Genomic DNA, 25,299 nt, shown 5'->3' with positions numbered 1-25,299 from the left:
CGTTACGCCTGAGCGCCGTGTGGCCAAATAATACCGACGGCGTTATCCAGCCCGGCATGATCTGGAGAGGCAAAAATGAAAGACGCTGCGACTCCCGCTATCACACCTGCACGGGAAATCGAGTTCTGGTTCGACTTCGGCAGCAATTACAGCTACCTGAGCGTCATGCGCATCGAGGCCCAGGCGGTGGAGCGGGGCGTGCTGGTGCGCTGGCGTCCCTTCCTGCTCGGTCCCATCTTTCGCGCGTTGGGTTACGACACTTCGCCGTTCGTGTCGCAGAAGGAAAAGGGCGCTTATATATGGAAAGACATGGAGCGCGAATGCCGCAAATACGGGCTCGCCCTGACGCGTCCGACAACCTTCCCCCGTGCCGCGCTACTCGCAACACGCGTGGCGTTGTTCGGCGCCGAGCAGAACTGGATTGCCGCATACTGCCGGCAGATCATGCAGATGAACTTCGTGTACGACCGCGACATCGGTTCGATCGACGTGGTGAGCGAAGCCCTCAATGAATTGGGCCTGCCCGCGCAGCGCATCATTGCCGACGCACAAAGCGACGCCAACAAACTGCGTTTGCGCGAGCAGACCGAGGCGGCCGCGGCCAGAGGCATTTTCGGCGCGCCGACGTTTTTTGCGGGCGCTGAGATGTTCTGGGGCAATGATCGATTGGACGACGCATTGGCCTTCTGCAATCCGACGGCCGCGCCGGGCTAGCGTGATTCGCACGGACGTGCTGGCAACCTGGGCACCGTCGCCTATTTCGCGCGCCCCTTCGCTGCGGTTTTGGCGGCCGCCGGAACGGGCGGCTCACCGCCGCCTGCACATATCAACGCTACGCCCGCCATTGCCGTGGCCCGCAGCGACGCGCGCGAATCGCCTGCACGGGCGCGAAGCGCCAGGCTGTGCAGGATCGACGACGCTATCTTCGCAAGCAAGGCCGGCTCGGCGTGGGCGTGCAACTCGCCATTGGCCTGGGCCAGCCTGAGGCGTTTCTCGAAGGCCTTGTCGTAGGTTCGCAGCCCTTCAGCAAGCGCGGCGCGGACCTCGGGATCATCCACGGCTTCCACCGCCGCTGTGCCGATCATGAAGCAACCAAGCGGATCGCCACCCGCAGGCAAATACCACGTGAGCGCGCCGTCATACACGCGCATCAGCGCCTGCGGCAATGGCAGATCGCCGCCGAGCGCATCGATCATCGCGAGCCGGCCGACCTCGATATACCGCACGAGCGCGGTCAGATACAACGCGTGTTTATCGCCGAAGGCGCTGTACAGGCTCGGCCGGTTCATGCCGGTCGCGGCGCTCAATTGATCCAGCGAGGTGCCCGCGTAGCCGCCGCGCCAGAACACATCTCTCGCGTCGGCGAGCGCCTGCTCGGCATCGTAGGCGCGTGGGCGTCCACGTGGGCGCATTTCTTTTTTTGTACTGGTCGGCATAAAAATATGGCGGAGGTGATTTCTATGCAATATAGTACAAAAACACCAACGACAGGGGACTCCCTCATGGATCTGTACTTCTCTCCGCTTGCGTGCTCGATGGCCACCCGAATTGCCTTGTACGAGGCGGGTGCGCAGGCTGGCTACATTCAGGTCGACACGAAGTCGAAACAGTTATCCGACGGGTCCGATTTTTATCCGATCAGCCCGCTCGGCCAGGTGCCGGTTCTGCGCACTGACGAAGGCTGGTTGTTGAGTGAAAACACGGCGATCCTGCCGTATGTGGCCGACCGGTACCCGGCCGCGCGGCTCGCGCCGGCCGCGGGTACGGCACAGCGCGCGCGCCTGCAGCAATGGTTGGGTTTCATCAGTACGGAGTTGCACAAGGCGGTGTTCGTTCCGCTACTCGATGCGCGCGCACCCGAAGACGTGAAGCACTATGCGCGCGAGAAGGCCGGCTTGCGTTTAGGCGTGCTGCAAAAGCATCTGGCGCAAAACGAGTATCTGGCCGACGCCTTCAGCGTGGGTGACGCCTATCTGGTGACGGTGCTGAATTGGGCGTCGCATGGCGGCATCGATCTGTCGCAATGGCCGGCGGTGGACGCTTACTACAAGCGCCTGATTCAACGCCCGAGCGTCGCGAAAGCGCTCGCGGAAGAGTTCGCGCTGTTCAGCGAAGAAGTGGTGAAACGCGCGAAAAGCTGACAACGGGTGGGTTATTAATCGCCATGCTGGCAGAAACGCCGCCCCGGAATGTGCGACACAACTGACTGAGCGATTTCAAGCGGCGTGCTTTCCGCGGGGACCACACAGCGACTCGATTCGGGCGTGTGTTTCATGGTCCATTCGACGAGCCTGTACGAACGTCCCCAAGGAGGCTGCAATGGGTCCGAGACCTTGCACGAGTGGATCTGGCTCACCCATTCGTTGCCGGGCATCGTGCGCAAATGCTCGAATACCGTGTCTTCAACCATCGTGTGACTCCTTCTTTCCTTTTTCGCAGGCTGGCGATGCATCTTTCTGCGCGTATGCGACATGCGCGTATGCGACATGCGCGTATGCGACACCCGAAGAAAAAAAGCGCCGCCGATGTTCTGGCGGCTCAACAGGGGATGTTATGCACCATAGTTACAGGGAAGAATTAAGCCAGACTTAAGATCGCGCGTAAAAGCGGCGATTGCGCACACGCCTGATCGTCATTGAGCGCATCGGTGGCGACGTGATGCACCAGCACGGGATCGACGAAGATCAGGTCGACCGTCGAACTCCCGTTAGAACCCGCGCTCTGATCTTGCCCTTAAGACCCCGTGGAATTGGCCGTTATTACAGCAGTTGGGGGAGTCGACCCCGCCTGGCCTTTTGCGCCATCTCATTGCTAACGTGACGAATCTCGCCCAAACGCCGCTTTCCGACCGCCTGCGCTCGCTCGTCGATACCGTGCAGCACAACGAGCGCACGCTGCGCCGCTTCCAGAACGTCGAGTTGCGCCTGATCGGCGCGCAGGATTTCGCTTCGTTTCTCGATACGTTGTTCAGCCATCTGCCGCAGGAATTCTCGCTGGCGAGCGTGACGCTGTGGCTCGACGACCATGCGCCGATGTTGCTGGAACTGCTCGAGCCGCGCGCGGTGGAAGCGCTCGGCCAGCCGAGTCTGATGACCTCGCGCGAAGCCGGCCTCGCCGCGCATGCTCTGTGCGACGACGGCCGGCCATGGCTGGGACAAGGGCATGAGCTGGATGAAACGGCGCGCCGCGCGTTCTTCGGCGCCACGCCTACGCCGGCGAGCGCGATCATGCTGCCGCTTGTGCCGCTGGCCGCCGGCAACAAGGTCAGCGGCTATCTGTGTCTCGGCAGTAACGACCCGCTGCGCTTTGGCGAAGGCATGGCTACGGACATTCTGGAACGCTTCGCGAGCATCGTGACGGCAAGTCTCGACAATGTGGCGCATCGCGAGCGGCTCAAGCAACTGGGTATGACCGATGCATTGACCGGTCTCGCCAACCGCCGCTATTTCGACGAGCGGCTGCGTGAAGAGGTCATGCGCGCCGTCCGTTATGGCGCGCCGGTGAGCTGCCTGTTCATCGATGTCGATAGCTTCAAGCGTATCAACGACACCTACGGCCATCAGACCGGCGATCGCGCACTGGCTGCGGTAGCGGCCTGCGTGCGGCAACAGGTGCGTCTGGGCGACACCGTGGCGCGCTACGGCGGCGAGGAATTTGCCGCGCTGCTGCAAGGCGACCGGGCCGATGCGCTGGTCGTCGCCGAGCGTGTGCGGCAAGCGGTCGAAAGACTGGAATTACAGGACGATCGGGGCGAGCGCATTGCGTTGACCGTGTCGATCGGTGTGGCGGCGCGCACGATGACCGTCGGCACGACCGAAGCGGCCGCATCCTGTCAGGCGATGATGGAGGAAGCCGATCGGGCGATGTATCAGGCCAAGCGCAACGGCCGCAATCGCATCGAGGCGCTGGTGGCCACCCCCGGCGCTCACGCGCGAGGCCGACCGCCGAAGCGGCAGGAGACCTGACCGAGCTGCGAGCCGTCTCCCGCTGACTGGTTGCATGCGCAACCAGTCAGCGGATCGGCGGATAGCTAGGGGAGTGCCGTTTCTGAAACGGGCGGTGTCTTGCCGAGTTCTTTTTTCACCCCTTCGGCGTAACTCGGGTCGATCTTTTCGAACAGCGCCAATTGCCGCTCGATGATCTCTTTCGACACGCCCGCCATGGCTTCAGCGATATTCCGGAAGAAGCGCTCGCGCTGAGCCGCGTCGAACAGCTTGAACAACGCACGTGGATGGCTGTAATAGTCGTCGTCCTCGCGATGGTTGTAGCGCTCGATGGCACCTTCCACGGCGAGCGGCGGCTCGTTCACGGACGGGTCCTGAGCAAACGCTCCAAACCGGTTCGGCTCGTAGTTCGGCGTGCTGCCGAGATTGCCGTCCGCGCGCATCGCGCCGTCGCGGTGATAGGTGTTCAGGTTCGCCGTGCGCGGCGCATTCACCGGAATCTGATGATGGTTCACGCCGAGCCGGTAGCGATGCGTGTCGCCATACGAGAACAGGCGCCCCTGCAGCAGGCGATCCGGCGAAAAGCCGATGCCAGGCACAATGTTGGCCGGCGTGAAGGCCGATTGTTCGACGTCCGCGAAATAGTTCTCCGGATTCCGGTTCAGCTCGAGCACGCCCACGTCGATCAACGGAAACTCCTTGTGCGACCACACCTTGGTGATGTCGAACGGATTTTCCTGGCGTGCACGGGCTTCGGCTTCCGTCATCACCTGAATGCAGAAACGCCATTGCGGGAAGTTCTTCTTTTCGATCTCTTCGTACAGATCGCGTTGCGCGCTTTCCCGATCGCGGCCAATCAGTGCCGTCGCTTCGGCATTCGTGTAGGTGGCGATACCCTGTTTCGATTTGAAGTGGAACTTCACGTAGAAGCGTTCGTTCTGCGCGTTGATCAACGAATAGGTGTGCGAGCCATAGCCGTTCATCTGCCGGTAATTCTTCGGAATACCGCGATCGCTCATCAGGATCGTGATCTGATGCAGTGACTCCGGATTGCGTGACCAGAAATCCCACACCATGTTGGCGTCGCGCAGATTGTTCTTGGGATTGCGCTTTTGCGTGTGAATGAAATCAGGAAATTTCAGCGGGTCGCGAATGAAGAACACCGGCGTGTTGTTGCCAACCACGTCCCAGTTGCCTTCTTCGGTATAGAACTTGATGGCGAAGCCGCGCACGTCGCGTTCGGCGTCCGCCGCGCCGCGCTCGCCCACAACGGTGGAGAAGCGCAGGAAAGCGGGCGTGAGCTTGCCCACTTCGAAGACCTTGGCTTTACTGTAGCGCGTGATGTCGTGCGTGATGGTGAGGGTGCCGAAGGCCCCGGAGCCTTTGGCATGCACTCGGCGTTCGGGGATCACTTCACGGTCGAAATGCGCGAGTTTTTCGATCAGCCAGAAGTCTTGCAGCGTGATCGGGCCGCGCGGGCCGACGGTTTCGGAATTCTGGTTATCGCCGACCGGGGCACCGGCCGCGGTCGTCAAAGTACGATTCGTCATGGCGTTTCCTTAGCTTGCTTGCGGGGGAATGCATCGGCCGCTCTCGTGGCGACCGACGCGCAACGGGGCGCTAAATGCCAGATCGTCTAGCGCGAGGGCTAGTCTAGCAAGGCTGGGGCGGCACCGCTCAATCAAAAGCCTGTTAATAGAACGGAAGCGGAGCGGGCTATGCCGGCCCGCATTGAGCGGCCTGTTCGCGCTTCTGCCGCGCTTTGCGGCCCTAATGCCCCTCATGCATCCGGCGGCACGCCCAGCAACTGCAGCGCTCCGCCCGTCACCGCGCCGAACACCGGCCCGGCCACCGTGCCGCCGTAGAATGCCTTACCGGCCGGGTCGTCGATCATCACGGCGACGATTAGCCGCGGGTCGCTCATCGGCGCCATGCCGACAAATAACGCGCGGTAGCGGTTTTTCGCGTAAGTCGCGCCGACCTGCTTGCGCGCCGTGCCGGTCTTGCCGCCGATCCGGTAGCCTTCTACCGCCGCGGCGCGTCCGGTGCCGCCGACGCCGGTGGCCATTTCGAGCATCGAGCGGATCGCGCGCGCGGTGGTGGGCGTCGTGACGGCATGACCTTTATCGCTGGCCGGTGCGGCGCCGTCTGTACGATCACGCAACAGGCTCACGTGATGCATCGTGCCGTCGCCGGCATAGGCGGTGTAGACCTGCGCGATCTGCAGCAGGGAGGTGGACAAACCGTAGCCGTACGCCATGGTCGCCTGCTCGATCGGACGCCAGCGTTTGTAGGGTCTGACCTTGCCCGAGGCGACGCCGGGAAAAGTCAGTTCGGGTCGCAAGCCGAGGCCGTATTCCTGATACTTGGTCCAGATCTTTTCGGCGGGCAGGTTCAGCGCGAGTTTGGCGAGCGCGATATTGCTCGACTTCTGCACCGCCTCGGCAACCGTCATGGCGCCGTGATTCGAGGTGTCGTGAATCACCGCCGGGCCGATCCTGTACCAGCCCGGCGCGGTATCGATGACGCTTTGCGGCCGCACCTTGCCCTCGTCGATCGACAGCGCGACGACCACCGGCTTGATCGTTGAGCCCGGCTCGAAAGTGTCGACCACCGCGCGATTGCGCAACTGCCGGCCGGTCAGGCGGGCGCGGTCGTTCGGATCGAAGCTTGGATAGTTGGCGAGCGCCAGAATCTCGCCATTGCGCGCGTCGAGCACGACCACACTGCCGGCTTCGGCACGATGTTGGGCAATGGCTTCCTTCAGTTGCGCATAGGCGAGTTGCTGGATGCGCCGGTCGATCGTCAGCTGGATCGTGTCGCCGTTTTGCGCCGGCACGCGCGGCCGGGTTTCGGAGACCACCCGGCCCAGGCGGTCGCGGATCACCTCGCGCTGGCCCGGCACGCCGAGCAACTGCTCGTTGGCGGCGAGTTCGACCCCTTCCTGGCCGTTGTCCTCGATATCCGTGAAGCCGACCACGTGCGCCGCAGATTCACCCTCGGGATAAAAGCGCTTGGAATCGGCGATCTGCGTGATGCCGGCGAGACCCAGTTTGCCGAGGCGGCCGGCCGTGTCGGCGTCCACCTGGCGTTTGAGCAGCACGAAGATCTTGTCGCCATTCAGACGGCGGCGCAATTCCGCCAGCGGCAGGTCGAGCAGCTTCGAGAGCGGCGCAAAGGCGGCTTCGTCGATCAGTTTTGGGTTGGCCCAGATCTCGTAGGTCGCGAGACTGACGGCCAGCATCGAGCCGTTGCGATCGACGATGCGCCCGCGCGTCGCATCCAGTTCGATGGTGCGTTGATAGCGCTTTTGCCCCTGATCGACGTAGAAGTCCTGATTCACCACCTGCACCCAGAACGCGCGGCCCGCCAGCGACGCGAACGCGCCGAACACCAGCAGGACGATGAATTTCGAGCGCCACATCGGCAGGCGCGCGGCCAGCAGCTGGTTCTTGACGACGGGCGCGTAGGGATCGTGGGGCTGCGATTTTTTCTTCTGGATCATGGGTGCGGATACGGACAGCGTGCGTGGCGAGCGGGGGCCGGCGAGGCCGGCGGCCGGTTGCGCGTGACTGTCGAGCGTGCTCCTTGAGCGAGGGCTGCGCGCGTATGGCGTGCAGCGGGATTAGCGTGCGCCGCCCGAATCGGCGGCGGCGATTGCGCTGGCGGCGTCAATCGGTACGGTTCCGATGTAAGTGTAACGTAATCATGATGCGAGAGCCTCGCACGCGGAGGGTGGCCGGGCAACGCATCGCCGGGCGCGGCGACGGTGTAGACGGGCACAAAAAAACCGCGGGGATTTAAAAAATCCACGCGGCTGATTCGTTCGATTAATGCGTCGACTCCGACGCGGCGTGTTAAGAGGCGCTCTCCGCCTGTCGAGCGCCTTCTTTTTTGCCTGCTCGTTTTAGAGCGTGACGATGGTTGGCGAAAATCGCCTCAGGCCGGCAGGGCGAAACTCGAGATGGCTTCACGCAGCACGCCTACCTGATCCTTCAGCGAATGGGCGGCGGCCGCGGCTTGTTCGACGAGCGCGGCGTTCTGTTGCGTGACCTGATCCATTTCGCCGACCGCGCGATTGACCTGCTCGATGCCCGCGCTCTGTTCGCGCGACGCGTTGCTGATCTCCTCGAGGATTTCATTGACGCGGCGCACCGACTGCACGATCTCGCCCATGGTCGAACCGGCGTTGGCCACTAGCGACGCGCCGGCTTCGACGGTACCCGTCGAGGTTTCGATCAACGCCTTGATTTCCTTCGCGGCCGTGGCCGAGCGTTGCGCGAGGCTGCGCACTTCCGCGGCGACCACGGCGAAGCCGCGGCCCTGTTCGCCCGCACGGGCCGCTTCGACGGCTGCGTTGAGCGCGAGGATGTTGGTCTGGAACGCGATGCCGTCGATCACGCCGATGATGTCGCCGATCTGCCGCGAGCTGCTGGTGATTTCGCCCATCGTGCGGACCACGTCGTCGACCACTCGGCTGCCGCGCGTGGCGACATCCGCTGCCTGGCCGGCGAGTTGCGCGGCCTGCAGCGCGCTGTCGGCGTTCTGCTTCACGTTGACCGTCATCTGATCCATGCTCGATGCGGTTTCGACGAGTGCTGCGGCCTGTTCTTCAGTGCGTTGCGAGAGATCCGTGTTGCCGGCGGCGATTTCGGTTGCACCGATGTTGATGTTCTCGGTGCCCTGGCGCACGCGCGACACGGTGTCGACGAGACCGGCCTGCATGGTGTGGAGTGCATGCAGCAGGCTGCCTGTGTGGTTCGACTGCAGCGGCACGCGCGTGGCCAGGTTGCCGCGCGCCATGAGCTGGGCGGCTTCGACCGCGACTTCCAGTTCACCGCCGAGTGTGCGGCGGATGCTGCGCAGGACCAGCAGCATGACGGCCGTCGCGATCGCGCCGAGCGTTACGGTGATGACGAGCCAGCGTAGCAGATTGGCGTAGAACGCCTGCTGCACGTCGTCCATATACATGCCGGTGACGAGATACCAGTCCCACGGTGCGAAGTGGATGGCGTAGCTGGTTTTGGCGACGGGTTGGTCGCTACCCGGCTTGGCCCACAGATAATCGACGAAGCCGCCGCCGTCGCGATTGCCCGCGTTGACGATATCGACGAACAGATGGTGGCCCGCCGGGTCGGCGAACTGCGCCAGGTTTTTGCCGACCATGTCCTGCTTGATCGGGTGCATCAGCATGACGGGCTGCGAGTCGTTGATGGAGATGTAGCCGTCTTTGCCATAACGCATGGTGGCGATGGTTTCGAGCGCCTGCTTTTTGGCTTCCTGTTCGGTGATCGTGTGTTGTTGCGCTAGCGTGTAGTAGCGGTTGACGATGTGGTTGGCCTGGTCGATCAGCGAGGTCAGTTGATCGCGGCGGTCGGAGATCATCGACGCGCGGTTTTGCCATGCACCGAAGCCGCCGATCAGGATCAGGCCGGCCCAGAGGACGGCGATCATTGAGGCCAGTTTTTTATTCAAAGTCATAGCAGTTGGGTTTTTGCTTGCGCAAAATGGTCTGGCTAGGGGGTGGTCGCTTGCCGCGAGGGGGTTTGTTCGTTACTGGGGTTTACGGCGGGGTTTTGCTTTGGGTGGAGCAGGGGAAACCCTTGAGGTGTGGTTTTGCCTTTGGCGGCGGCACTATTTGCTGTGTGCCTACGGCGTTGGCTGGTTCTTTTGCTCTTGGTTTATTAGCGTTCCCCCTGTGCGGGGGGGCACCTACTTTTCTTTGCCGCCGCAAAGAAAAGTAGGGGCGGTTTCAAATACCAAGTGCAACAGCGGGGTCGATAACAATACCCTGCTTTGCGCAGTTATCAATGAAGACCTCTCCAGGCCTGCGCCATCCAAGGGTTTTGCGAGGACGCCGGTTCAGGTTCAGAGCAATGGCATCAAGCTCGCGCTGCGAGAACTTTGACAGGTCGGCTCCCTTGGGCAGGAACTGGCGCAGCAGCCCGTTGGTGTTCTCGCAGATTCCGCGTTGCCAGGGGCTATGCGGATCGCAGAAGTAGACCTTGATACCGGTTGCCTCTGCCAGCTTTCTGTGCAGCGCCATTTCCTTGCCCTGATCGTAAGTCAGGGTCTTGAGCAGTTGCGGATCCAGCGGCGCAAACGCGGCGCTATAGCCTTTCAACGCGGCTTCTGCGGTGCTGTCTTCCATCTTCACCAGCATCACGAACAGCGTGCTGCGATCAATCAGCGTGCCCACGGCTGAGCCGTTGCCCGCGCCCTTGATCAGATCGCCTTCCCAATGACCGGCAATCAGCCGCTCATTGGCCTCGGGAGGCCGGATATGGATGCTTGCCATATCGACCAGCTTGCCGCGCCGGTCCTCGCCTCGCGTGCGCGGCCTGCGCGCGCTACGCCCCTGTCTTAACAGGCCTACCAGCTCGCGCCTGAGCTCGCCGCGCGGCATCGCATAGATGGCCTTGTAGATGGTTTCATGCGACGCGTTCAAGGCGGGCTTGTCCGGATGATTACGTTTGAGTTCGGCAGAAATCTGCTCAGGCGAGTGACACTCGTCCAGATGCTCACGCACTTCACTCCACAGGCTTCCCTCAGGCCGTAGCTTGCGCTCACGACGCGGCTTGTGGCGAAGCTGCGTCGCCCGGCGCCCGGCGGAAGTCGCATTGTATCCACCCGCAACCGGGGGCCTGCCCAGCGCGCTGCGTTCGTGCTTCGGCTTCCAGTTATTGCGCCTCAACTCCCGGCTGATCGTACTGCGCGAACGTTGCAATACCAGCGCAATCTCGCTTGTCGTACGGTCCTCGAGCTTCATCGCAAAGATCACGCCGCGCTCTTCGGCGCTCAGATGTTCGTATATTTTTCCCATGCCACGCATCCTAACTGATGCTGTTGCACTTGTATTTTGAAACCGCCAGGCAAAAGAAAGCGGCTCACACCGCCAATTCTTAAGTGGGTCCCCTAGCTTGGAGGGGATTGTGGTGCGATTAACGGATCACACCTCGGTCCATTAGTGTCTGTGACACAGCCGTCATCCGCTCCCACTCCGCACTACGTGCGTCGCGGACGGGTCTGCCAGGGAAACCGGGAGCTTCGTTTGCGCGTAGCGGGGGCCATCGGCTTCGCCTCGGCGAGGCGCCGAAAACACCGATTGGTTTTGTGAAGTACCGCCCGGGCGCGCGCAGCGCCGCCGGAGGTATGACGGCCTGGTCACTCCGGCCAGAAGGTGCACAGGCCCAATCTCTACGGAGCCACGATCCCCTCCAAGCCAGGGGAGCCGCTTAAATGTTGGCGGTTGGAGCCGCTTTCTTTTGCCTACTTTTCTTTGCGGCGGCGTAACTATTCAGCTGTTGTAAACCTGAGGCAGGCCGTGCATAGTGAAGGACATGACGAAGATGCCCGACATCAAGGACCTGACACCGGAGCAGAAGGACGCGCTCATCGTTGATCTGGTGAGACGTCTGAACGAGCTTGAGGCGAAGCTTGAGAAGGACAGTCATAACTCCAGCAAACCACCGTCAGGCGATGGGCCCAGGCGCAAGCCGAAGTCATTGCGCGGCACGAGCGGCGCAAAGCCCGGCGCGCAGCCCGGGCACCCGGGGAAGACGCTCAAACGCGTGGCGCAGCCCGATCACATCGAGATTCATCCGGTGGCGCCGGTGTGCGACGCCTGTGGACAGCGGATCGACTGCGCTCACATCACCGTGCTGCCTGAAGGTCGTCAGGTGATCGATCTGCCGCCCACGCGCCTTGAGGTGACCGAGCATCGCGTGCAGATCGCGCAGTGCCGCTGCGGCAAGCACCATTCAGGCGCGTTTCCCGAGGGCGTGAGCCAGGCGGTTCAGTATGGTCCTCAGGTGCGCGCCGCTGCGGTCTATCTGACGCAATACCAGCAGTTGCCGGTTGCGCGTACCGCCCAGGCGCTGGCGGATCTGTTTGGCCTGCATGTGAGTACGGGTACCGTGCAGCACAGCATTGATCAGGCGGCCCGGTTGCTGGCGCCAGCGGTTGAACAGATCAGGCAGACGCTGCGCGAGCAGCCCGTGGTGCATTTCGATGAGAGCAGCATGCGCGTAGGACGCACGCCTTACTGGCTGCACGTCGCCTCGACCGGCGCGTTGAGCTGGTATGGCTCACACCGCAAGCGTGGTAGTGAGGCGCTGGACAGCTTCGGCATTCTGCCTGGCTTTCCGGGAATCGCGGTACATGACGGCTGGGGGCCCTACGCGCGCTACGAGTGTGAACATGCACTATGCAATGCACACCATCTGCGCGAACTGGTCTTTGTGCTGGAGTCCACGGAGCAACCGTGGGCCCAGCAGATGATCGACCTGCTTTGCCAGGCAAAGCGGGAAGTTCAGCTCAGTCAGGCCGCGGGCGCCACAGCGCTGGATGAGCCGCGTCAACGCTACTACAGGCGACGCAACGGGGCACTGCTTGCCCAGGCGCGAAGGCTCAATCCGCGGCAGGCGCGCGAGCCGACCCGCAAGGAACGCCGCGGCAGGGTCAGGCAAAGCTTCACCTACAACCTGCTCGCGCGCCTGCGCACGCACGTGCGCGAGGTGTGGCGCTTCATTACGGAGTACCGCGTACCATTCGACAACAACCAGGCCGAACGCGATATCCGCATGCCCAAACTCAAACAGAAAATCTCCGGATGCTTCCGCGCAGAGTCGGGCATGCAGGCGTTCTGCACGATCCGCTCCTACCTCGCTACCCTACGCAAACAGGGCCGTTCGCTCATCAATGCGCTGGCCCTGAGCTTCGCGGGGTTCGTCGTTTCGCCTCTGGCTGCTGCTGAATAGTTACGCGGCGGCAAAGAAAAGTAGGTGCCCCCCCGCACAGGGGGAACGCTAATAAACCAAGAGCAAAAGAAACAGCCAACGCCATAGGCATCCAGCAAAAATGCCGCCGCCAAAGGCACAAACCTCAATTAGACAAAGACAGATAAGGCGAACTCAAAGGCGCCGGCGGAAACGGCTGCAAGCCCGTCTGCTTGCTAAAGCTATACCGTACATAAACAGCCGCGAGCCACTCGCGATATTCATACGCATTCCCCAGCGACGCAGTCGCCCCAAACGCCAGTTGCGGCGCCAACTGATACTCTCCAACGGCACTCAGCGAATACGAGACCCCAGTCTTGCTCTGTCCAGGATAAACAGCACCACTATCCACACCCGTCCCAACAAAAGCAGCATTCGCCGCCGCCGCATCCTGGCGGCCAGAATTATCGTTGAGCGGGAAATAATTCGACGCGTCCTGCCGGTAATGCTGCACGCCAATCGAGCCTTTCACGTCGTACGTGAACGCACCATTGCGCCCAGTCCATTCAATCGGCAGATTCAGGATCACATACTGTTGCGGGCTGAAATAGCCGCCCTGTCCATATGTGAAGTACGACAGATTATTGTTGTAGCCCATCAGCGTCGTGTTCACCCCGACCGTCAACGTCTGATCGGCATCCTTCAACACGCGTGTGTAAACACCGCCGCCACCCTTGACGGCGTTGTTGCTCGCCACGTGCGTGCCCTGATAATGCTGATACGCGGCGTTCGCGTACAGGCCGCTGGTGCCGTCGTCCCATGCAAGGCTGGCAAGGCCGCCGTTCGAAGTCACGCCGCCCCATTCGAGACCGGACCCGGAGTCGCGCGCGCCAGCGTAAGACAGCAGGCTGTCCGTCACCGCGCGGCGCGCAATCGCCAGCGAATACGTCACCTTGTCCGTTATGGCGCCGCTATATTGCGCGCCACCTACGATGTTCGTCTCGCGAAAGCCAATCGGCGTCACACCGATATCGGCGTTAATGCCGCGGCCCTCATAACCGAGCGACAAACCGACGCCACTCGCAGTCTGGTTGCCATACGTATTCGTGCCGGCAATCGCCGCCGATTCAGACGTGCTGTTGGAGAGCCCCGCGCCGAAACGCGCGAGCGTCGACACATTGCCCGCCGCCGTGCCGGCATCGAGCGTAACCGGCGTGGCCGTCACGACAACGTGACCATTGCCGGCCTTGATGCGGCCCTGCACCGGCGCCTCGATATCGGTGAGCGTCGAGAGGCCGTCTTCGCCAGAACGGTTGCGAAATACGATCCCGCCCGACACGGTGCTCGCCTGCTCGCGATTGATCTGCGCAAGCTCTTCGGCAACGCCAAGCGTCTGCGTGTTCGCAACGTTCGACGCCGCATAGTTGCCGCCATTGCCGTTCGCGCCCGGCTGCTGCGGGTAATACGGCTGGGCGTAACCGGTCGGCGGCTGCGGAATGTACGGCTGTTGCTGCTGAGCGTAGTAGCCGGAGCCCTGGTTCGGATACGCCTGCTGTGGCGGATAGGGCTGGTAAGGCTGCTGACCATAGGCCTGCTGCTGCTGCGGCGGCGGATACGGTTGATAAGGCTGCTGAGCGTAGGCCTGTTGCTGTTGCGGATAAGGCTGCTGGCCGGCATACGGCTGCTGCGCATAACCTTGCTGCTGCGCGTACGGCGCTTGAGCATAGGTTGGCGCATTGCGCTTGCTGGTCGACGCGCTTTGCTTCTTGCTGGTCGAGCGTTTTGAGTTCGCGGTCGCAGTCGAACCCGTCGAGCGCGGTTGCTGCATCGAACCCGTATTGGCCTGCGCTTCGCGCGCAGCCGGCGACATCGGCCATGGCGTTGCCGTGGAACCGTCCGGCGCGCCATACGGCGCCTGCTGCGGATAAGGCGCGTTGTACGGCTGCTGCGGTGCCTGCTGCATCGGCGGCATTTGCGTTTGCATCGACTGCTGGCCTTGACCCGGATACGGCTGCAACGGCGCGCCCGACTGGCTCGACCCATAGCTCTCCTGGCCATAGCCCCCTGAGTTGGCGCCCGGAGGTGGCGCGTTATAGGGAACGGCGGAGGGCGCGGGATTCGGCGCGTACGGCTGCGCGGGCGTCGCATAGGGGGCCACATAGGGCGCAACATAAGGCGCGGGCGGCGAGGGCGGCGGATAGTTCGGCACGGTTTGTGTCGGCAAGGAGGACTGCGGGAGCGAGGCGCGCGCGGCGTTCTCGGCGTCGGCCGGCGCGGCCGTGGCGGTTTTGCCTTCGAAGGGATTGGTGCCCGGCAACGGCGTCGCGCCGATCCGCCGCATCGCGACTTCCCAGCCGCGCGGCACATTGCCCGACGTGTTCGCGTTTGCGCGAGCATTGCTCATCAGCGGCGTATTGGCCGCGACCAGCGAGCGTTGCAGATAAGTCGACGCGAGCGACAGCTTGCCCTCCGCGCGATACATGCGGCCGACGGTAGCCAGCACGCCCGGATCGCCGGGCGCCGCGGCGAGCGCCTGATTGGCGAGCGATTCGGCGTAGCTGAACTGTTTGGCGCCGACCGCGGCGGGGATCGTCGCTTGCAGCAGGTTCAGGTCGTCAGGCTTGCGCTGCAGCGCGACGCGATAGCTGGCGAGCGCATTGCGGTCGTCGCCCGCGCTCGAATAGAGGCGGCCAAGGGCGGCTTGCAGATCGGGGTTGTCGGGCATCGCCGCGAGCCACGGCGCGATCACGTCATAGGCGCTGGCGAGGTCGCCGCGCAGGCGCACCGCATCGCACTGTTTGATGACGATGCCCAGATTCAGATTGCCGAAATCCGTGCGTTGCTGCGGCGTCAACGGCATCGACGCGAGCCGTCGCATCACCATGCCGAGCTCGGCCTCCTGCTGCGTGGCGGACAGAATACCCGCGTATTGCAGCAGCAGATCGGTATTGCCGGGCGCGGCATTCATCGCGCCGCGCACGAGGCTCAGCGCGCGGTTCGGGTCGCCCGCCTGCTGATAGCCGGTGGCGAGCACGCCGATCAGTTCGGGGCTGTTGCCGGCAACCGGTTCGGCGCCGTGCAGGATTGCCAGTGCCTGCTGCGTCTGGCCGTTGCGCGCGAGGCGCGTCGCAATGTCGGCCTGCTGATGCACCCACAAACGGTGCTGCAAAATGGTCATCGCGTCGGTGCGTTGCGCGACCGGAATCCGTTCGAGTTGCGCGAGACCCGCTGCCCAGTCCTGGGTTTCCGCCGCCAGCAACGCGCTCGCATACAACGCGTCGGTCATGTCGGGATGCGCGGCCAGCAGGCCGTCCATCATGCTGCGGGCATTCGCGACCGCACCCTGGCGCACGTAAATGCGCGCGAGGTCGAGGCGCAGCCATGGATCGTCGGGCGTATTCAGCAGCGCATCTTCGAACAGACTGCGCGCGCTGCCCAGATCGCCGCGCGCTTCGGCCGCGCGCGCCTGCGCCGCCTGCGCTTCGCCACGCAGACGGTTGATGCCGCCGGCCTTCGACTGCTGTTCGGCGTTCAGCTGATTGGCGAATTGCAGCGCTTCGTCGCCACGGCCTTGCGCGGCCAGCGAGCCGACGAGGCCGCGAATCGCATCGGGGTTGTCGGCCTGGCGGCGCAGCGCCATCCGGTACGCCTGTTCGGCGCCGGCGGGGTCGCCGTTCGCCAGCAACATTTCGCCGAGCAGCACTTGAGCGGTGACGTCGGATGGATTCGTCGCGATCGCGCGTTCGAACAGCGACTTCGCCTTCGCGAACTCGCCGTTGCTGCGCGCGCCGATTGCGTCGCTGGTATAGGTCCAGTAAGTCGCGCTGTCGAGCGCGGCTTTCCAGCGCGCCGGATTGCCGCTGCGCGACGCGCGCTCCAGATAATTGCGCGCTTCGGCGAAATGCTCCTGCTTCAACGCGGCAATCCCCATGCCGCCGAGCGCGTCGGTATCGTTCGGGCTATTGGCCAGCACCGACGAAAACTTCGCGCGCGCGGTGACGAGGTCGCCACGATCGAGCGCAGCGAAGCCGTCGGCGATGGTGCGGCCTCGCGAATCGACGGCGGCGCTTTCCTGCGAGCGATCACGCGCGGCCTTGTCCTGCTGAACCATCGAATCGAAGCGCGCCTTGACCGCGGCGTCATCGGGGGCGGTTTGCAGATAGGCCTGGTAGAGCGCGGCGTCCGACGGCCGTGCGTCGAGCCACAACAGTGCCTGGCGCCAGCTCTTTTTCGCCGACGCACCGACCGTGCTGTCGCCGGCCAGCTTCTGCAGCCGTGCAATACCGTCGCGGCGGGTCACGTCGCGATAGGTCAGATGCTGGGCGTAGGCGAGGGCGTAACGCGGGTCGTCGGGATTATCGCGGGCAAGCTGTTCGAGGCCGCGGCGCGCCTGGTCCCAGCCTTGCGGCGTGGCCGAGAGTGCCTGGTAGTACTCGAGTTGCAACTCGGGTGTCGCCGGTTTGCTGTTCAGCGCGCGCTGATATTGCTGCACCGCGCTCGCGCTCTGGCCGCTTTGCGCCAGCCGCCGCGCGTCGTTCACGGTCTGGTCGCGCACACTCGATTCACCGAGCCGTCGGCCCAACTCGTCCAGATTCGGATAGTTCGGCGCGGCCGCCTTCAGACGCGCCAGATATTGCTGCGCGCCGGCGCCGTCCTTGCGGTCGGCGAGTACCATGCCCATGCCGAACAGCGCGTCGGGCTGCTTCGGATCGATGCGCAGCACCTTCTGCCAGGCCTGCTCGGCAAGGTCACCGCGCTGGTGCGATTGCCAGTACTTGCCCTGGTCGATCAGCACGCTCAGCGGATCTTTCGAGTCCTGCGCCAGCGCGTCAGGTGAAACCGTCGCCACGCAGCAGACGGCCGTGAGGCTCAGCGCGAAGCGCAATGACAACGCGAGGGCGCTCAATCGCATGCGTTTCTCCAACTCGGCACGAGACGGCCGGCTTCGTCGAAGCGATAGCGGCCGTCGATGAATCCGGTGCCGAACAAGCCCAGCACACGATCGTAATAGACAGCTTCGCGGCCCGGCACGCCGACGTCGAGCGCGGCCAGATGGGTGCGCGCGAGACCGAGGCCATGCTCGTCGCCGAGCGCCTTGAAGTACGGCGCGAGCGCGCCCCAGTAGCTCAGCGGGCCTTCGCCGCTGGCGGTGCCGGTGGTGGACGAGACCTTTTCAGGCGGAATGCCGGTCTGCGCAACCCTCGCGCGCATGCCGCCGAGGGCCGCGAGCCACGGCTTCGCGAGCGGGTCGGCGGGCGAGGCGAGACCGGCCCACAGGTAGACGCGGATCGCGTCGTAGCTGCCGGTGTCGCCGTTTTTTGGATCGACCACGAACTGGCCGTTTTGCCAGGCGGCCCAGTCGGGCGCGAAGCCCAGCGGCGCGGTGGTCTTGATGAGCTTGTACGCGCTGTCGGCGAGTTTGGCCCACGGGCCGTTCGGCAGTTCGCGAGCGAGCGCGCGCAGCACCGGCAACGGCAGATAGCTCGGGTTCAGGCGCGTTACGCCGCCGGTTTTGAAGCCCTGCGGTCCGGGCAGCAGCATCGGGCCGACGCCCGGCAGCGTGGTCATTTCCTCACGCGCGATCTGCGCGGCGAGCGCTTCGCCCAGTTGCGTATAACTCGGGTCGCGCCACAGACGGCCGGCTTGCAGCAGATCGTAGGCGATCCACAAGTCGGAATCCGAAGCAGAGTTGGGATCGAGCACGCCGTACGAGCCATCCGGCTTCCTGCCCCATTGCCACGACGGCAGACGCATGTTCTGCACGTCGAACTGATTGCCCGCGAGGTTGGTGCGGGTCCAGTTGAGCAGGCGGTCGAAGCTCGCGCGGTCGTTCGCGACCAACGCGAAAAACATCGCGTACGACTGTCCTTCCGAGGTGGTTTGCTGGGCCGGCGTGGAATAGTCGATCACGCGGCCATCGGCCTGCACGAAGCGTTCGACGAAACTGCGGTAGCCGCTCCAGTCACCACACGCACCCGGCGCGGCGGTGGTCTGGGCGACCTTCATCAGACTGGCGAAACTCGTGGACGCCGCCAGCCCCAGCGTCAGCGCCACGCACGTCGTGTTGATTCGAACCCGCATATCAGTCCTATTATTCCTTCAGGCGGCGCGCGGCGATCGAGCGCAGCGTCCGGTAGAACAGGCCCGCGATGATCAGCGCGGCGACGACACCGCCCAGCATCAATAGCAGCGGATGCGACGAGAGCGCCCAGCGCAGATATTCCTGCGGCGACAGATGGCCGACGTAATACGCCTCACCGTTCGACGTGATCGTGACGGTGCGGCCGTGGATCACCGCCATCGCGCCTTGAATCTGCGGCAGCACGTCGGCGTCGAGCAGGGCGGCGGACAGATCGGCGTCCGACTGGCCCGCCGCGCTCACCAGCGCGACAGCGCTGCGGTTCTTCTGCAACGGCGACTCGAAGCCCGTCAGCAGGGCGGCGCCGTTCGAACTCACCAGCGTCAGATCGGCCCGCGCCGGCGCACGCTCGACGCCGCGTTCGCCATGCCACCAGTCTTCGAGTTTGAAGACGATATCGGAGAGCTGGAAGGTGCGCGAATCGCCGTCGCTGGAGAACGGCATCGACTTGGCCCAGCGTTGCAGCAGCGGCTGGCGGCCCGGCGCGCCGAACAGCAGCAGGTCTTTATTGGCGTATTGATCGACGCTATCCGCGGTGCCGACGGTCACGCCGGTCACCGGATAACCCGTCGATGCGCCCATGCGGCCCATGGTCAGCAGATACAGGCTGTAGTCGCTCGAATCGGCCTCGTTCGGCAGGATCACCGCGGTCTCGGAGAGGTCGGCCATGCGCGTGAACGGGAAACCGCTATTGGCGAACGCCGCCAGATCGGGCAACGCCATGTAGTGCGGGAACGACGACAGGTCGATGGTCGAGTTCGGATCGATCGCGCCGACCACGTTGTCCAGCAGGCGGCCGTGGCATTCGCCGGTATTCGGAATGTCGTAGAAGAAGTGCAGGCGCACCTGCGCGCGCGGCGTCAGCAGCAGCGGCGGAATATGCACGGTGCGGCGCGCTTCGGCGGTCTTGTCCGGCAACACGCGCGCGAAGTAATGGCTCAGTTCGAACACCGAGGCCGACTCGGCCGGAATCGGCAAGGCCTGCACGAAGCCGTTGTTCACGCTCACGTTCAGCGACGAGCGATCGCGCAGCGGGCGCACCGTGTAGCGGTAGCGCAGATCGATCGGCGCGCCCTTGGTGTGCCACATGAACAGATCGGGTGGCACGCGCAGATTCACGCGCACGGCGTCGGCGTCGTAGCCGGATACGGTCAGATCGCGCGCGTCGGCAAGCTCGCCGAAACGCACCGGACGGTTGGTCGGCAGCCAGGTCGGCGCGTCGTATGGCGCGCGCGGTGCAAGTTCATTCAACTGCGTGATCGTCGCGCTTGGGCCCGTCAGCGTGTTCTGGCCGATGCCGAGCGCGCGGGCGGCGGTCTTCAGTTCGGCTTCGGTGCGGCCGAGCACGAGCAGCAGTTTGCCGCGCGCCGGCGCGTCGCGATCGACTACCGCGATGGTCGGCCCGGAAATCGCCGGAATCGTCACGCCTGCGGGACGCTGGTCGGAGGTCGCGAACACCACCGCATTGCCCGACAGCGGCGGGTTGTCCAGTTGCGCCGGAAACAACGCGCCGCGATAACCGGCGAGCGCGCCGAACCAGGACGCCACGATGCCGCCCGCCTCGAGCGTGCCCGCGCCGGGCTTTTGCGCAAACACGAACGGCAGTTCGAGCCGGCGCACGTCGCGACGGTCGAAGAACGGTTGCGGCAAGGCCGCGAGATCCGGCTTGCTGGCGAGCGACGCGTAGCTCATATCCAGCGAACTCGCATTGCTGACGGTGGCCCACAACGACGAATTCGCCGGGTCTTCACAGCTCGTCGTGTAGTGGCCGATCAACTGCACGTTCAGGTGGTTGAACTCGGTAATGAAGCGCGGATCGATCGAGACGTCGCGCGCCACCAGCATGCCGGCCTGTTCGTGTGGCACGGGCAGGGTGGCGGCCACTTCGCCGTTCACCAGCACCTTGAGCTGCGAGATATTCGGCAGCAACGCCGGCGAATAGCTGTAGACCAGATGCAGGATCGCGCCGGTCACCACTTCGTCGCCACGCACGGAGAACGCGACGCCGTTCTGGCCGTCGGTGCCGCGCAGTTGCAGCGGATCGAGCGCGCCGAGGTCGGCGAAGGTCAGCGTCTGACGGCGGCCGCCCGGCACCAGCGTGCCCGGTTCGGCGGTGGTCGGCGTCCTGACGCCCAGCGCTTTGACCGACGACGCGGCGAGCGCGGGCGTCGGCGTGGCCAACGGTGCCTGCGTGATCGCGTTCGGGTCGAACGGCACGGCGGCGCTCGGCGCGGGCACGCTGCCCACGCCGGTTGCGACGGCGGCCTGTGCTGCTGCGGCTGTGCCGGAGCCCGAACTGCTCAACGCCGCCGCAGCGACTTCGGCCGCCGCCGCCAGCGGCGCCGCCAATGCGGTCTGCAACGCGAGCCAGCACGCGAGGCCGCGCATCAAACCGCGGGTTCGGGGACGGCCGGATAGCCAGGTCCCGGATTCCATCCCACTGCGCTCGTGATTCGAGCGTTCGATGTTTCCCTTCGCCATCCTGTTGCCCATAGATCAGTCTTTGGTTTTTAGCTTTTTGACGTCCACCGGACGGCTTTTCATCGAGCTTCGAAGGTCGGCATACAGATGTTCGAAGAGCCCGGCGATGCCGCGCGCCCCGACCGTCAGCACATGCGACAGACCCCGCAGCGGGGTGTCCTGCTCGCGCCCTTCGGCCCAGCCGGTCCAGGCGTCGGCGCGCGCGAAAGTGGTCTTGACGAACTCGTACTCCTGCTCGCGCGTCATCGCCGAGAAGCGCAGGCCCACGCGGCCCGGCGCCGTGAAGCCGACGGTCGCGGGGAAGGCGTACTCCTCGTCGCCGCGAAACAGCGAGACGGTCACGCGTTCGTGCATCGGCACTTCGATTTTGGCCGGCAGCGCCACGCCGACGCCGCCTTCCGAGTAGTCGATGGTTTCGCAGGCGAGCGTGCGGCCGGTCGAAAATTTCAGCATCACCGGCATCTGCATCGCCACGCGGTGCACCGCGCGAATCTGCCGGCGCTCGCTCGCCGCCGCCACGCTCGCGCCGAGAATCAGCATGTTGTAGGTGGTCCAGCCGAGGTTCAGGATGGTGGTGTTCACCTCGCTGCGGATGTGCCAGTTCAGATAGATATGCACGATGCCCACGCAGAAGCCGATCAGGTTCAGCAGCAGCAGGAACAGGTACGGCCGCGAGATTGCCCAGTCGAAATAGTTCTTCTCGATCTGGCCGCCCTTGGCCGTCACGTTGAATTTGCCGAGCTTCGGGTTGATCAGCGCGAGCAGCGTTGGCGCGGTGATGTAGGAAGCCAGCACCGATTCATACACTTCGGCCCAGAACGAATGCCGAAACGAGCGCTGCATGCGCGAGTTGGTGATGCTCGCGTGCATCATGTGCGGCAGCGCGTAAATCGCGATCGTGCTCGCGGCGGCTTCGATCACGTGCGCGCCAAAAAACAGGTACGACAGCGGCGCGGTGAGAAACACCAGACGCGGGATGCCGTAGAAGAAGTGCATCATCGCGTTCAGATAGCACAGGCGCTGGCCGATTTTCAGGCCCTTGCCGGTCAGCGGATTGTCGATCCGGAAAATCTGCGTCATGCCGCGCGCCCAGCGAATCCGTTGGCCGATGTGGCCGGACAGGCTTTCCGTGGCGAGACCGGCCGCCTGTGGAATCGCCAGATAGGCGGTGGTGTAGCCGAGGCGGTGCAGTTTCAGCGCGGTGTGTGCGTCTTCCGTGACGGTTTCGACCGCGATGCCGCCAATCTCTTCGACCATGCTCCGGCGCAGCAGCGCGCACGAACCGCAGAAGAAGGTTGCGTTCCACAAGTCGTTGCCGTCCTGCACGAGGCCGTAGAACAGTTCGCCTTCGTTCGGCACCTTACGGAAGGTGCCGAGATTGCGCTCGAACGGATCGGCGGAAAAGAAGTGGTGCGGCGTTTGCAGCATCGACAGCAGCTTGTCGCGCAGGAACCAGCCGAGGCCGATCTGCAGGAACGAGCGGGTCGGAATGTGATCGCAATCGAAGATCGCGAGGTACTCGCCCTGGGTGATCTTCAACGCTTCATTGATATTGCCGGCTTTCGCGTGGCGGTTATGCGTGCGAATCGTCCAGTTGACGCCGACTTCCTCGCAGAACGCCTTGAACTCTGGGCGGCGGCCGTCGTCGAGTACGTGGATCGACAGTTTGTCCGCCGGATAGTCGAGCGCCAGCGCGGCGAAGATGGTGGGCTTCACCACCGAGAGCGGCTCGTTGTAGGTTGGAATGAATACGTCGACGGTCGGCCACTGGTCGCGCGAAGCGGGCAGCGGCATCGGCGTGCGCTTGAGCGGCCATGCGGTCTGGAAGTAGCCGAGCAGCAGCACGACGGTCGAATAGACTTCCGCCGCCACCAGCAGCAGCCCCCACGCGGCGTCGAGCGGATGTTCCCAGTACGTGGTCGCGGTCAGCCGCCAGTACATATAGCGGCCCGAGGTGACCACCGAGAGCATGATCATCACCATCGTCGCGTAACGGCCCGGCAGGCGGCGGAACCACAGCGCGGTGACAAAGCAGCAGGTCGCGAACATCAGCTGCTCGTAGAACGCGAGCGGCACGGTGAACACGAAGTACAGCATGGCCAGCGCGAACAGCGTGACGGCGCCGGTCACAATGCGGCTGTTCCAGAAGCGCGCGTCGACGAAGCTTTCGAGCCGCGACGGGTTGGCGGGTTCGAGTCCCGGCGAACGGGGCGTACTCATGCGACGTTCCTCGGCGAGACGGCAATCGCGTCGACCGCCGCCATCAGCCAGTTGCCGCACGCGCGAAAATCGGCGGCCGCCTGGCTGAGCGGATCGTAGTGGATCAGCGTGGTGTCGCAGGCGAGTGCCTCGCTCACGCCTTCGTCCAGATGGATCACGCCGGGGAACAGCTTGTCGCCGAGCATCTGGCGCAAGACCTTGAGCACGTCTTTGGTCAGCTGGCGCGACTGGTCGATCTGGTTGATCACGTAGCCTTCACCGCCGAACTCGGGGCGCGGCGCCGCGTAAGCGCTGATCAGCCGTTCCATGAGCGGAATCGCCGCATACGAGGCGGCGTCGGCGAGGACCACGTTCAGCGTGAAGGTGGCCGCGCTCAACGCAGTGCGTACATAGGTGGACGAACCCGGCGGCGTATCGATGATGACGATGTCGGCGGCGTCGAGGCGCAACGCCTGCAAGGCCTGCGCGAGCCATCTCGGGTCCTGGTCGACATGCGCCTCGAAGCGGCGCCGGTCGTCTTCGAGCAGCGCGCCGTAGGGCAGCACGGTCACGCCGTCCACGCCGTCGAACATCACCGTTTGCCAGGGATCGCCCGTCAGGGTGGCGCGCGACAAACCGTCGACGCTGTCGAGCGGCACGCCGAAATGCAGGCGCAGTGCGTTCTGCGGGTCGAGGTCGAGGGCGATCACACGCCGGCCACTGCTGGCCAGCACGGAAGCGAGATTGGCGGCGAGAGTGGTTTTCCCGACCCCGCCTTTGGCGGACACCACCGCGATGACTTTCATGAGCGACGAGGGCCGTTGACCAGCCACGAGTTGGAGGGGGCGGGCACAGCGGCGCGGGTTGGACTGTCCGGCCTGGCAAACGTTTGACCGGGCGAGCCGCGAAGACGGTCGAAAACCGCTTGCAACGGCGCCGCTTCGGCGGCGGGCGCAGCGGGTTGCGGCGGCGCGGGTTCGGTTTTGGATTCCGCGGCGAACAGCTTGCCGAGGATCGATGCGGGACTGGCCGGGGCGGCAGGCGCAGCGGGCGCGCTTGCGTAGGCCCGGGCCGGCGCGGGCGCTGGTGCCCAGTTTGAGGCCGACGCGGGCGCGCCTGTGCCCACGCCCGCGGCTGCCGGCATTGCGGCGGCCGCGGGCGTGGCAATGGGTCTGGCCGACGCGGCAGGCGCGCGAAACTGAACCGCTGGCGGGACGCTCGCAACGGGGATGACGGGAGGAACCGGAGCAACGTGCACAAGCGGCGCGGCCTGCGCCACCACTGGCGGCACCGGTGCGGCGCCTGCCGCATCCAGCGCGGCTCGTGCTGCGCTGTCATCTTCCGTTTCGAACGTGCCGAAACGCGAGGCGCCCTGCGGCGCGGCAGACGGCGTGGCCACGACCACCGGCGGAATGTCGCGCCGATGCGAGCGGGTGAACAGCGGCGCTTTCGCGCGCGTGACCGAGGCGGCGTCTTTGGGCGTCGTGTCCTTGGGATCGACGGCCTCGCGCGACGCGTCTTTCGGCAACGCCCGAGGGCTGGCCTCGCTGCGCTGGCCGATCGCCGGGATCGCCGGTTGTGTCAGGTCCAGCGTCACCAGCAGGGGCCAACGGGTACGCGCCGAGCGCGCTTCGTTCTCGCGGCCGATTTCCTGGTATGCGCTGGCGTCGCCGCCAAAGTGATCGAATAGTTTTTCGATGTCGCTGGATGAACTCATAATGCCGCCGTCTTGTTCATGACTTGCCATGCCCCGATCCTGACTCTTGCTCGCGGCGCTAAAACCTGGGTGCTGCCACTTCACGCGCACCGGTCTGGCGCG

General features: G+C 64.3%; 16 protein-coding genes. 4 read left to right on the top strand and 12 right to left on the bottom strand.

Translation table 11 applies throughout. The annotated features are described in order from the left end of the window. The first annotated feature begins 75 nt into the window (after positions 1-75). Entirely contained in the window at positions 76-714 is a 639-nt protein-coding gene (locus tag PQR27_RS28910; protein ID WP_408527008.1) for a 2-hydroxychromene-2-carboxylate isomerase, read from the top strand. Between the two features lie 41 nt (positions 715-755). On the opposite strand, the gene PQR27_RS28905 is transcribed toward PQR27_RS28910, so the two are convergent. After that, positions 756-1,412 carry a TetR/AcrR family transcriptional regulator gene (locus PQR27_RS28905; RefSeq protein WP_408527007.1) on the bottom strand — a complete coding sequence of 219 codons (657 nt, stop codon included), beginning with the start codon at positions 1,410-1,412 and terminating at the stop codon, positions 756-758. A 90-nt stretch (positions 1,413-1,502) separates the two neighbouring features. On the opposite strand from PQR27_RS28905, the gene PQR27_RS28900 reads away from it, so the two are divergent. Then, positions 1,503-2,141, top strand: coding sequence for a glutathione binding-like protein (locus tag PQR27_RS28900; RefSeq protein WP_408527006.1), 639 nt, complete (start codon positions 1,503-1,505; stop codon positions 2,139-2,141). 14 nt (positions 2,142-2,155) lie between these two features. Here the strand turns inward: PQR27_RS28900 and PQR27_RS28895 are convergent, their stop codons facing one another. Continuing rightward, entirely contained in the window at positions 2,156-2,410 is a 255-nt protein-coding gene (locus PQR27_RS28895; RefSeq protein ID WP_408527005.1) for a DUF2866 domain-containing protein, read from the bottom strand. 406 nt (positions 2,411-2,816) lie between these two features. Between PQR27_RS28895 and PQR27_RS28890 the strand changes: the two genes are divergently transcribed. Further along, on the top strand, positions 2,817-3,965 hold the full coding sequence (locus tag PQR27_RS28890; RefSeq protein WP_408527004.1) for a GGDEF domain-containing protein: 1,149 nt from the start codon (positions 2,817-2,819) through the stop codon (positions 3,963-3,965). Positions 3,966-4,030: 65 nt separating this feature from the next. Here the strand turns inward: PQR27_RS28890 and PQR27_RS28885 are convergent, their stop codons facing one another. The 4 genes from PQR27_RS28885 to PQR27_RS28870 all read right to left on the bottom strand — a co-directional run bounded on the left by PQR27_RS28885 (position 4,031) and on the right by PQR27_RS28870 (position 10,767). Next, the gene (locus PQR27_RS28885) at positions 4,031-5,494 is read right to left on the bottom strand and encodes a catalase (protein ID WP_408527003.1); all 1,464 of its coding nucleotides are present in this window, start codon (positions 5,492-5,494) and stop codon (positions 4,031-4,033) included. Positions 5,495-5,724: 230 nt separating this feature from the next. Further along, positions 5,725-7,449 (bottom strand): peptidoglycan D,D-transpeptidase FtsI family protein, encoded by a 1,725-nt coding sequence (locus PQR27_RS28880; RefSeq protein ID WP_408527002.1) that lies wholly within the window; start codon positions 7,447-7,449, stop codon positions 5,725-5,727. Positions 7,450-7,883: 434 nt separating this feature from the next. After that, positions 7,884-9,425, bottom strand: a complete 1,542-nt coding sequence (locus tag PQR27_RS28875; protein ID WP_408527001.1) for a methyl-accepting chemotaxis protein — start codon at positions 9,423-9,425, stop codon at positions 7,884-7,886. 271 nt (positions 9,426-9,696) lie between these two features. Beyond that, positions 9,697-10,767 (bottom strand): IS30 family transposase, encoded by a 1,071-nt coding sequence (locus PQR27_RS28870; protein ID WP_408523912.1) that lies wholly within the window; start codon positions 10,765-10,767, stop codon positions 9,697-9,699. Positions 10,768-11,284: 517 nt separating this feature from the next. Here PQR27_RS28870 and tnpC point away from each other — a divergent pair. Then, entirely contained in the window at positions 11,285-12,703 is a 1,419-nt protein-coding gene (tnpC, locus tag PQR27_RS28865) for an IS66 family transposase (RefSeq protein WP_408523875.1), read from the top strand. Positions 12,704-12,827: 124 nt separating this feature from the next. Here tnpC and PQR27_RS28860 read toward each other — a convergent pair whose 3' ends face one another. Genes PQR27_RS28860 through bcsP form a run of 6 tightly spaced genes read right to left on the bottom strand, consistent with a single transcriptional unit; the run spans position 12,828 to position 25,227 of the window. Continuing rightward, on the bottom strand, positions 12,828-17,573 hold the full coding sequence (locus PQR27_RS28860; protein WP_408527000.1) for a cellulose synthase subunit BcsC-related outer membrane protein: 4,746 nt from the start codon (positions 17,571-17,573) through the stop codon (positions 12,828-12,830). Next, the gene (gene bcsZ, locus PQR27_RS28855; protein ID WP_408526999.1) at positions 17,564-18,742 is read right to left on the bottom strand and encodes a cellulose synthase complex periplasmic endoglucanase BcsZ; all 1,179 of its coding nucleotides are present in this window, start codon (positions 18,740-18,742) and stop codon (positions 17,564-17,566) included. The genes PQR27_RS28860 and bcsZ overlap by 10 nt, the downstream gene beginning before the upstream one ends. Positions 18,743-18,752: 10 nt before the next feature. Further along, the gene (bcsB, locus tag PQR27_RS28850) at positions 18,753-21,293 is read right to left on the bottom strand and encodes a cellulose biosynthesis cyclic di-GMP-binding regulatory protein BcsB (RefSeq protein WP_408526998.1); all 2,541 of its coding nucleotides are present in this window, start codon (positions 21,291-21,293) and stop codon (positions 18,753-18,755) included. A gap of 3 nt (positions 21,294-21,296) precedes the next feature. Further along, entirely contained in the window at positions 21,297-23,501 is a 2,205-nt protein-coding gene (gene bcsA, locus PQR27_RS28845) for a UDP-forming cellulose synthase catalytic subunit (RefSeq protein WP_408526997.1), read from the bottom strand. Then, positions 23,498-24,286, bottom strand: a complete 789-nt coding sequence (bcsQ, locus tag PQR27_RS28840) for a cellulose biosynthesis protein BcsQ (protein WP_408526996.1) — start codon at positions 24,284-24,286, stop codon at positions 23,498-23,500. Before bcsQ ends, bcsA begins: the two co-directional genes overlap by 4 nt. Next, on the bottom strand, positions 24,283-25,227 hold the full coding sequence (bcsP, locus tag PQR27_RS28835) for a cellulose biosynthesis protein BcsP (RefSeq protein ID WP_408526995.1): 945 nt from the start codon (positions 25,225-25,227) through the stop codon (positions 24,283-24,285). The genes bcsQ and bcsP overlap by 4 nt, the downstream gene beginning before the upstream one ends. Between the last annotated feature and the right edge of the window lie 72 nt (positions 25,228-25,299).

The sequence above is a fragment of the Paraburkholderia fungorum genome, assembly GCF_046027215.1.
GTDB lineage: Bacteria > Pseudomonadota > Gammaproteobacteria > Burkholderiales > Burkholderiaceae > Paraburkholderia > Paraburkholderia fungorum_D.
This window is presented reverse-complemented; position numbering and strand designations above follow the sequence as displayed.

Bases quoted from the DNA above. Each gene is read 5' to 3' on its own strand.
- bcsQ (WP_408526996.1), bottom strand. From the start codon at position 24,286: ATGAAAGTCATCGCGGTGGTGTCCGCCAAAGGCGGGGTCGGGAAAACC.
- PQR27_RS28875 (WP_408527001.1), bottom strand. From the start codon at position 9,425: ATGACTTTGAATAAAAAACTGGCCTCAATGATCGCCGTCCTCTGGGCC.
- PQR27_RS28870 (WP_408523912.1), bottom strand. From the start codon at position 10,767: ATGGGAAAAATATACGAACATCTGAGCGCCGAAGAGCGCGGCGTGATC.
- PQR27_RS28905 (WP_408527007.1), bottom strand. From the start codon at position 1,412: ATGCGCCCACGTGGACGCCCACGCGCCTACGATGCCGAGCAGGCGCTC.
- PQR27_RS28895 (WP_408527005.1), bottom strand. From the start codon at position 2,410: ATGGTTGAAGACACGGTATTCGAGCATTTGCGCACGATGCCCGGCAAC.
- bcsB (WP_408526998.1), bottom strand. From the start codon at position 21,293: ATGGGCAACAGGATGGCGAAGGGAAACATCGAACGCTCGAATCACGAG.
- PQR27_RS28885 (WP_408527003.1), bottom strand. From the start codon at position 5,494: ATGACGAATCGTACTTTGACGACCGCGGCCGGTGCCCCGGTCGGCGAT.
- tnpC (WP_408523875.1), top strand. From the start codon at position 11,285: ATGACGAAGATGCCCGACATCAAGGACCTGACACCGGAGCAGAAGGAC.
- PQR27_RS28900 (WP_408527006.1), top strand. From the start codon at position 1,503: ATGGATCTGTACTTCTCTCCGCTTGCGTGCTCGATGGCCACCCGAATT.
- PQR27_RS28880 (WP_408527002.1), bottom strand. From the start codon at position 7,449: ATGATCCAGAAGAAAAAATCGCAGCCCCACGATCCCTACGCGCCCGTC.
- bcsA (WP_408526997.1), bottom strand. From the start codon at position 23,501: ATGAGTACGCCCCGTTCGCCGGGACTCGAACCCGCCAACCCGTCGCGG.
- PQR27_RS28860 (WP_408527000.1), bottom strand. From the start codon at position 17,573: ATGCGATTGAGCGCCCTCGCGTTGTCATTGCGCTTCGCGCTGAGCCTC.
- PQR27_RS28910 (WP_408527008.1), top strand. From the start codon at position 76: ATGAAAGACGCTGCGACTCCCGCTATCACACCTGCACGGGAAATCGAG.
- bcsZ (WP_408526999.1), bottom strand. From the start codon at position 18,742: ATGCGGGTTCGAATCAACACGACGTGCGTGGCGCTGACGCTGGGGCTG.
- bcsP (WP_408526995.1), bottom strand. From the start codon at position 25,227: ATGGCAAGTCATGAACAAGACGGCGGCATTATGAGTTCATCCAGCGAC.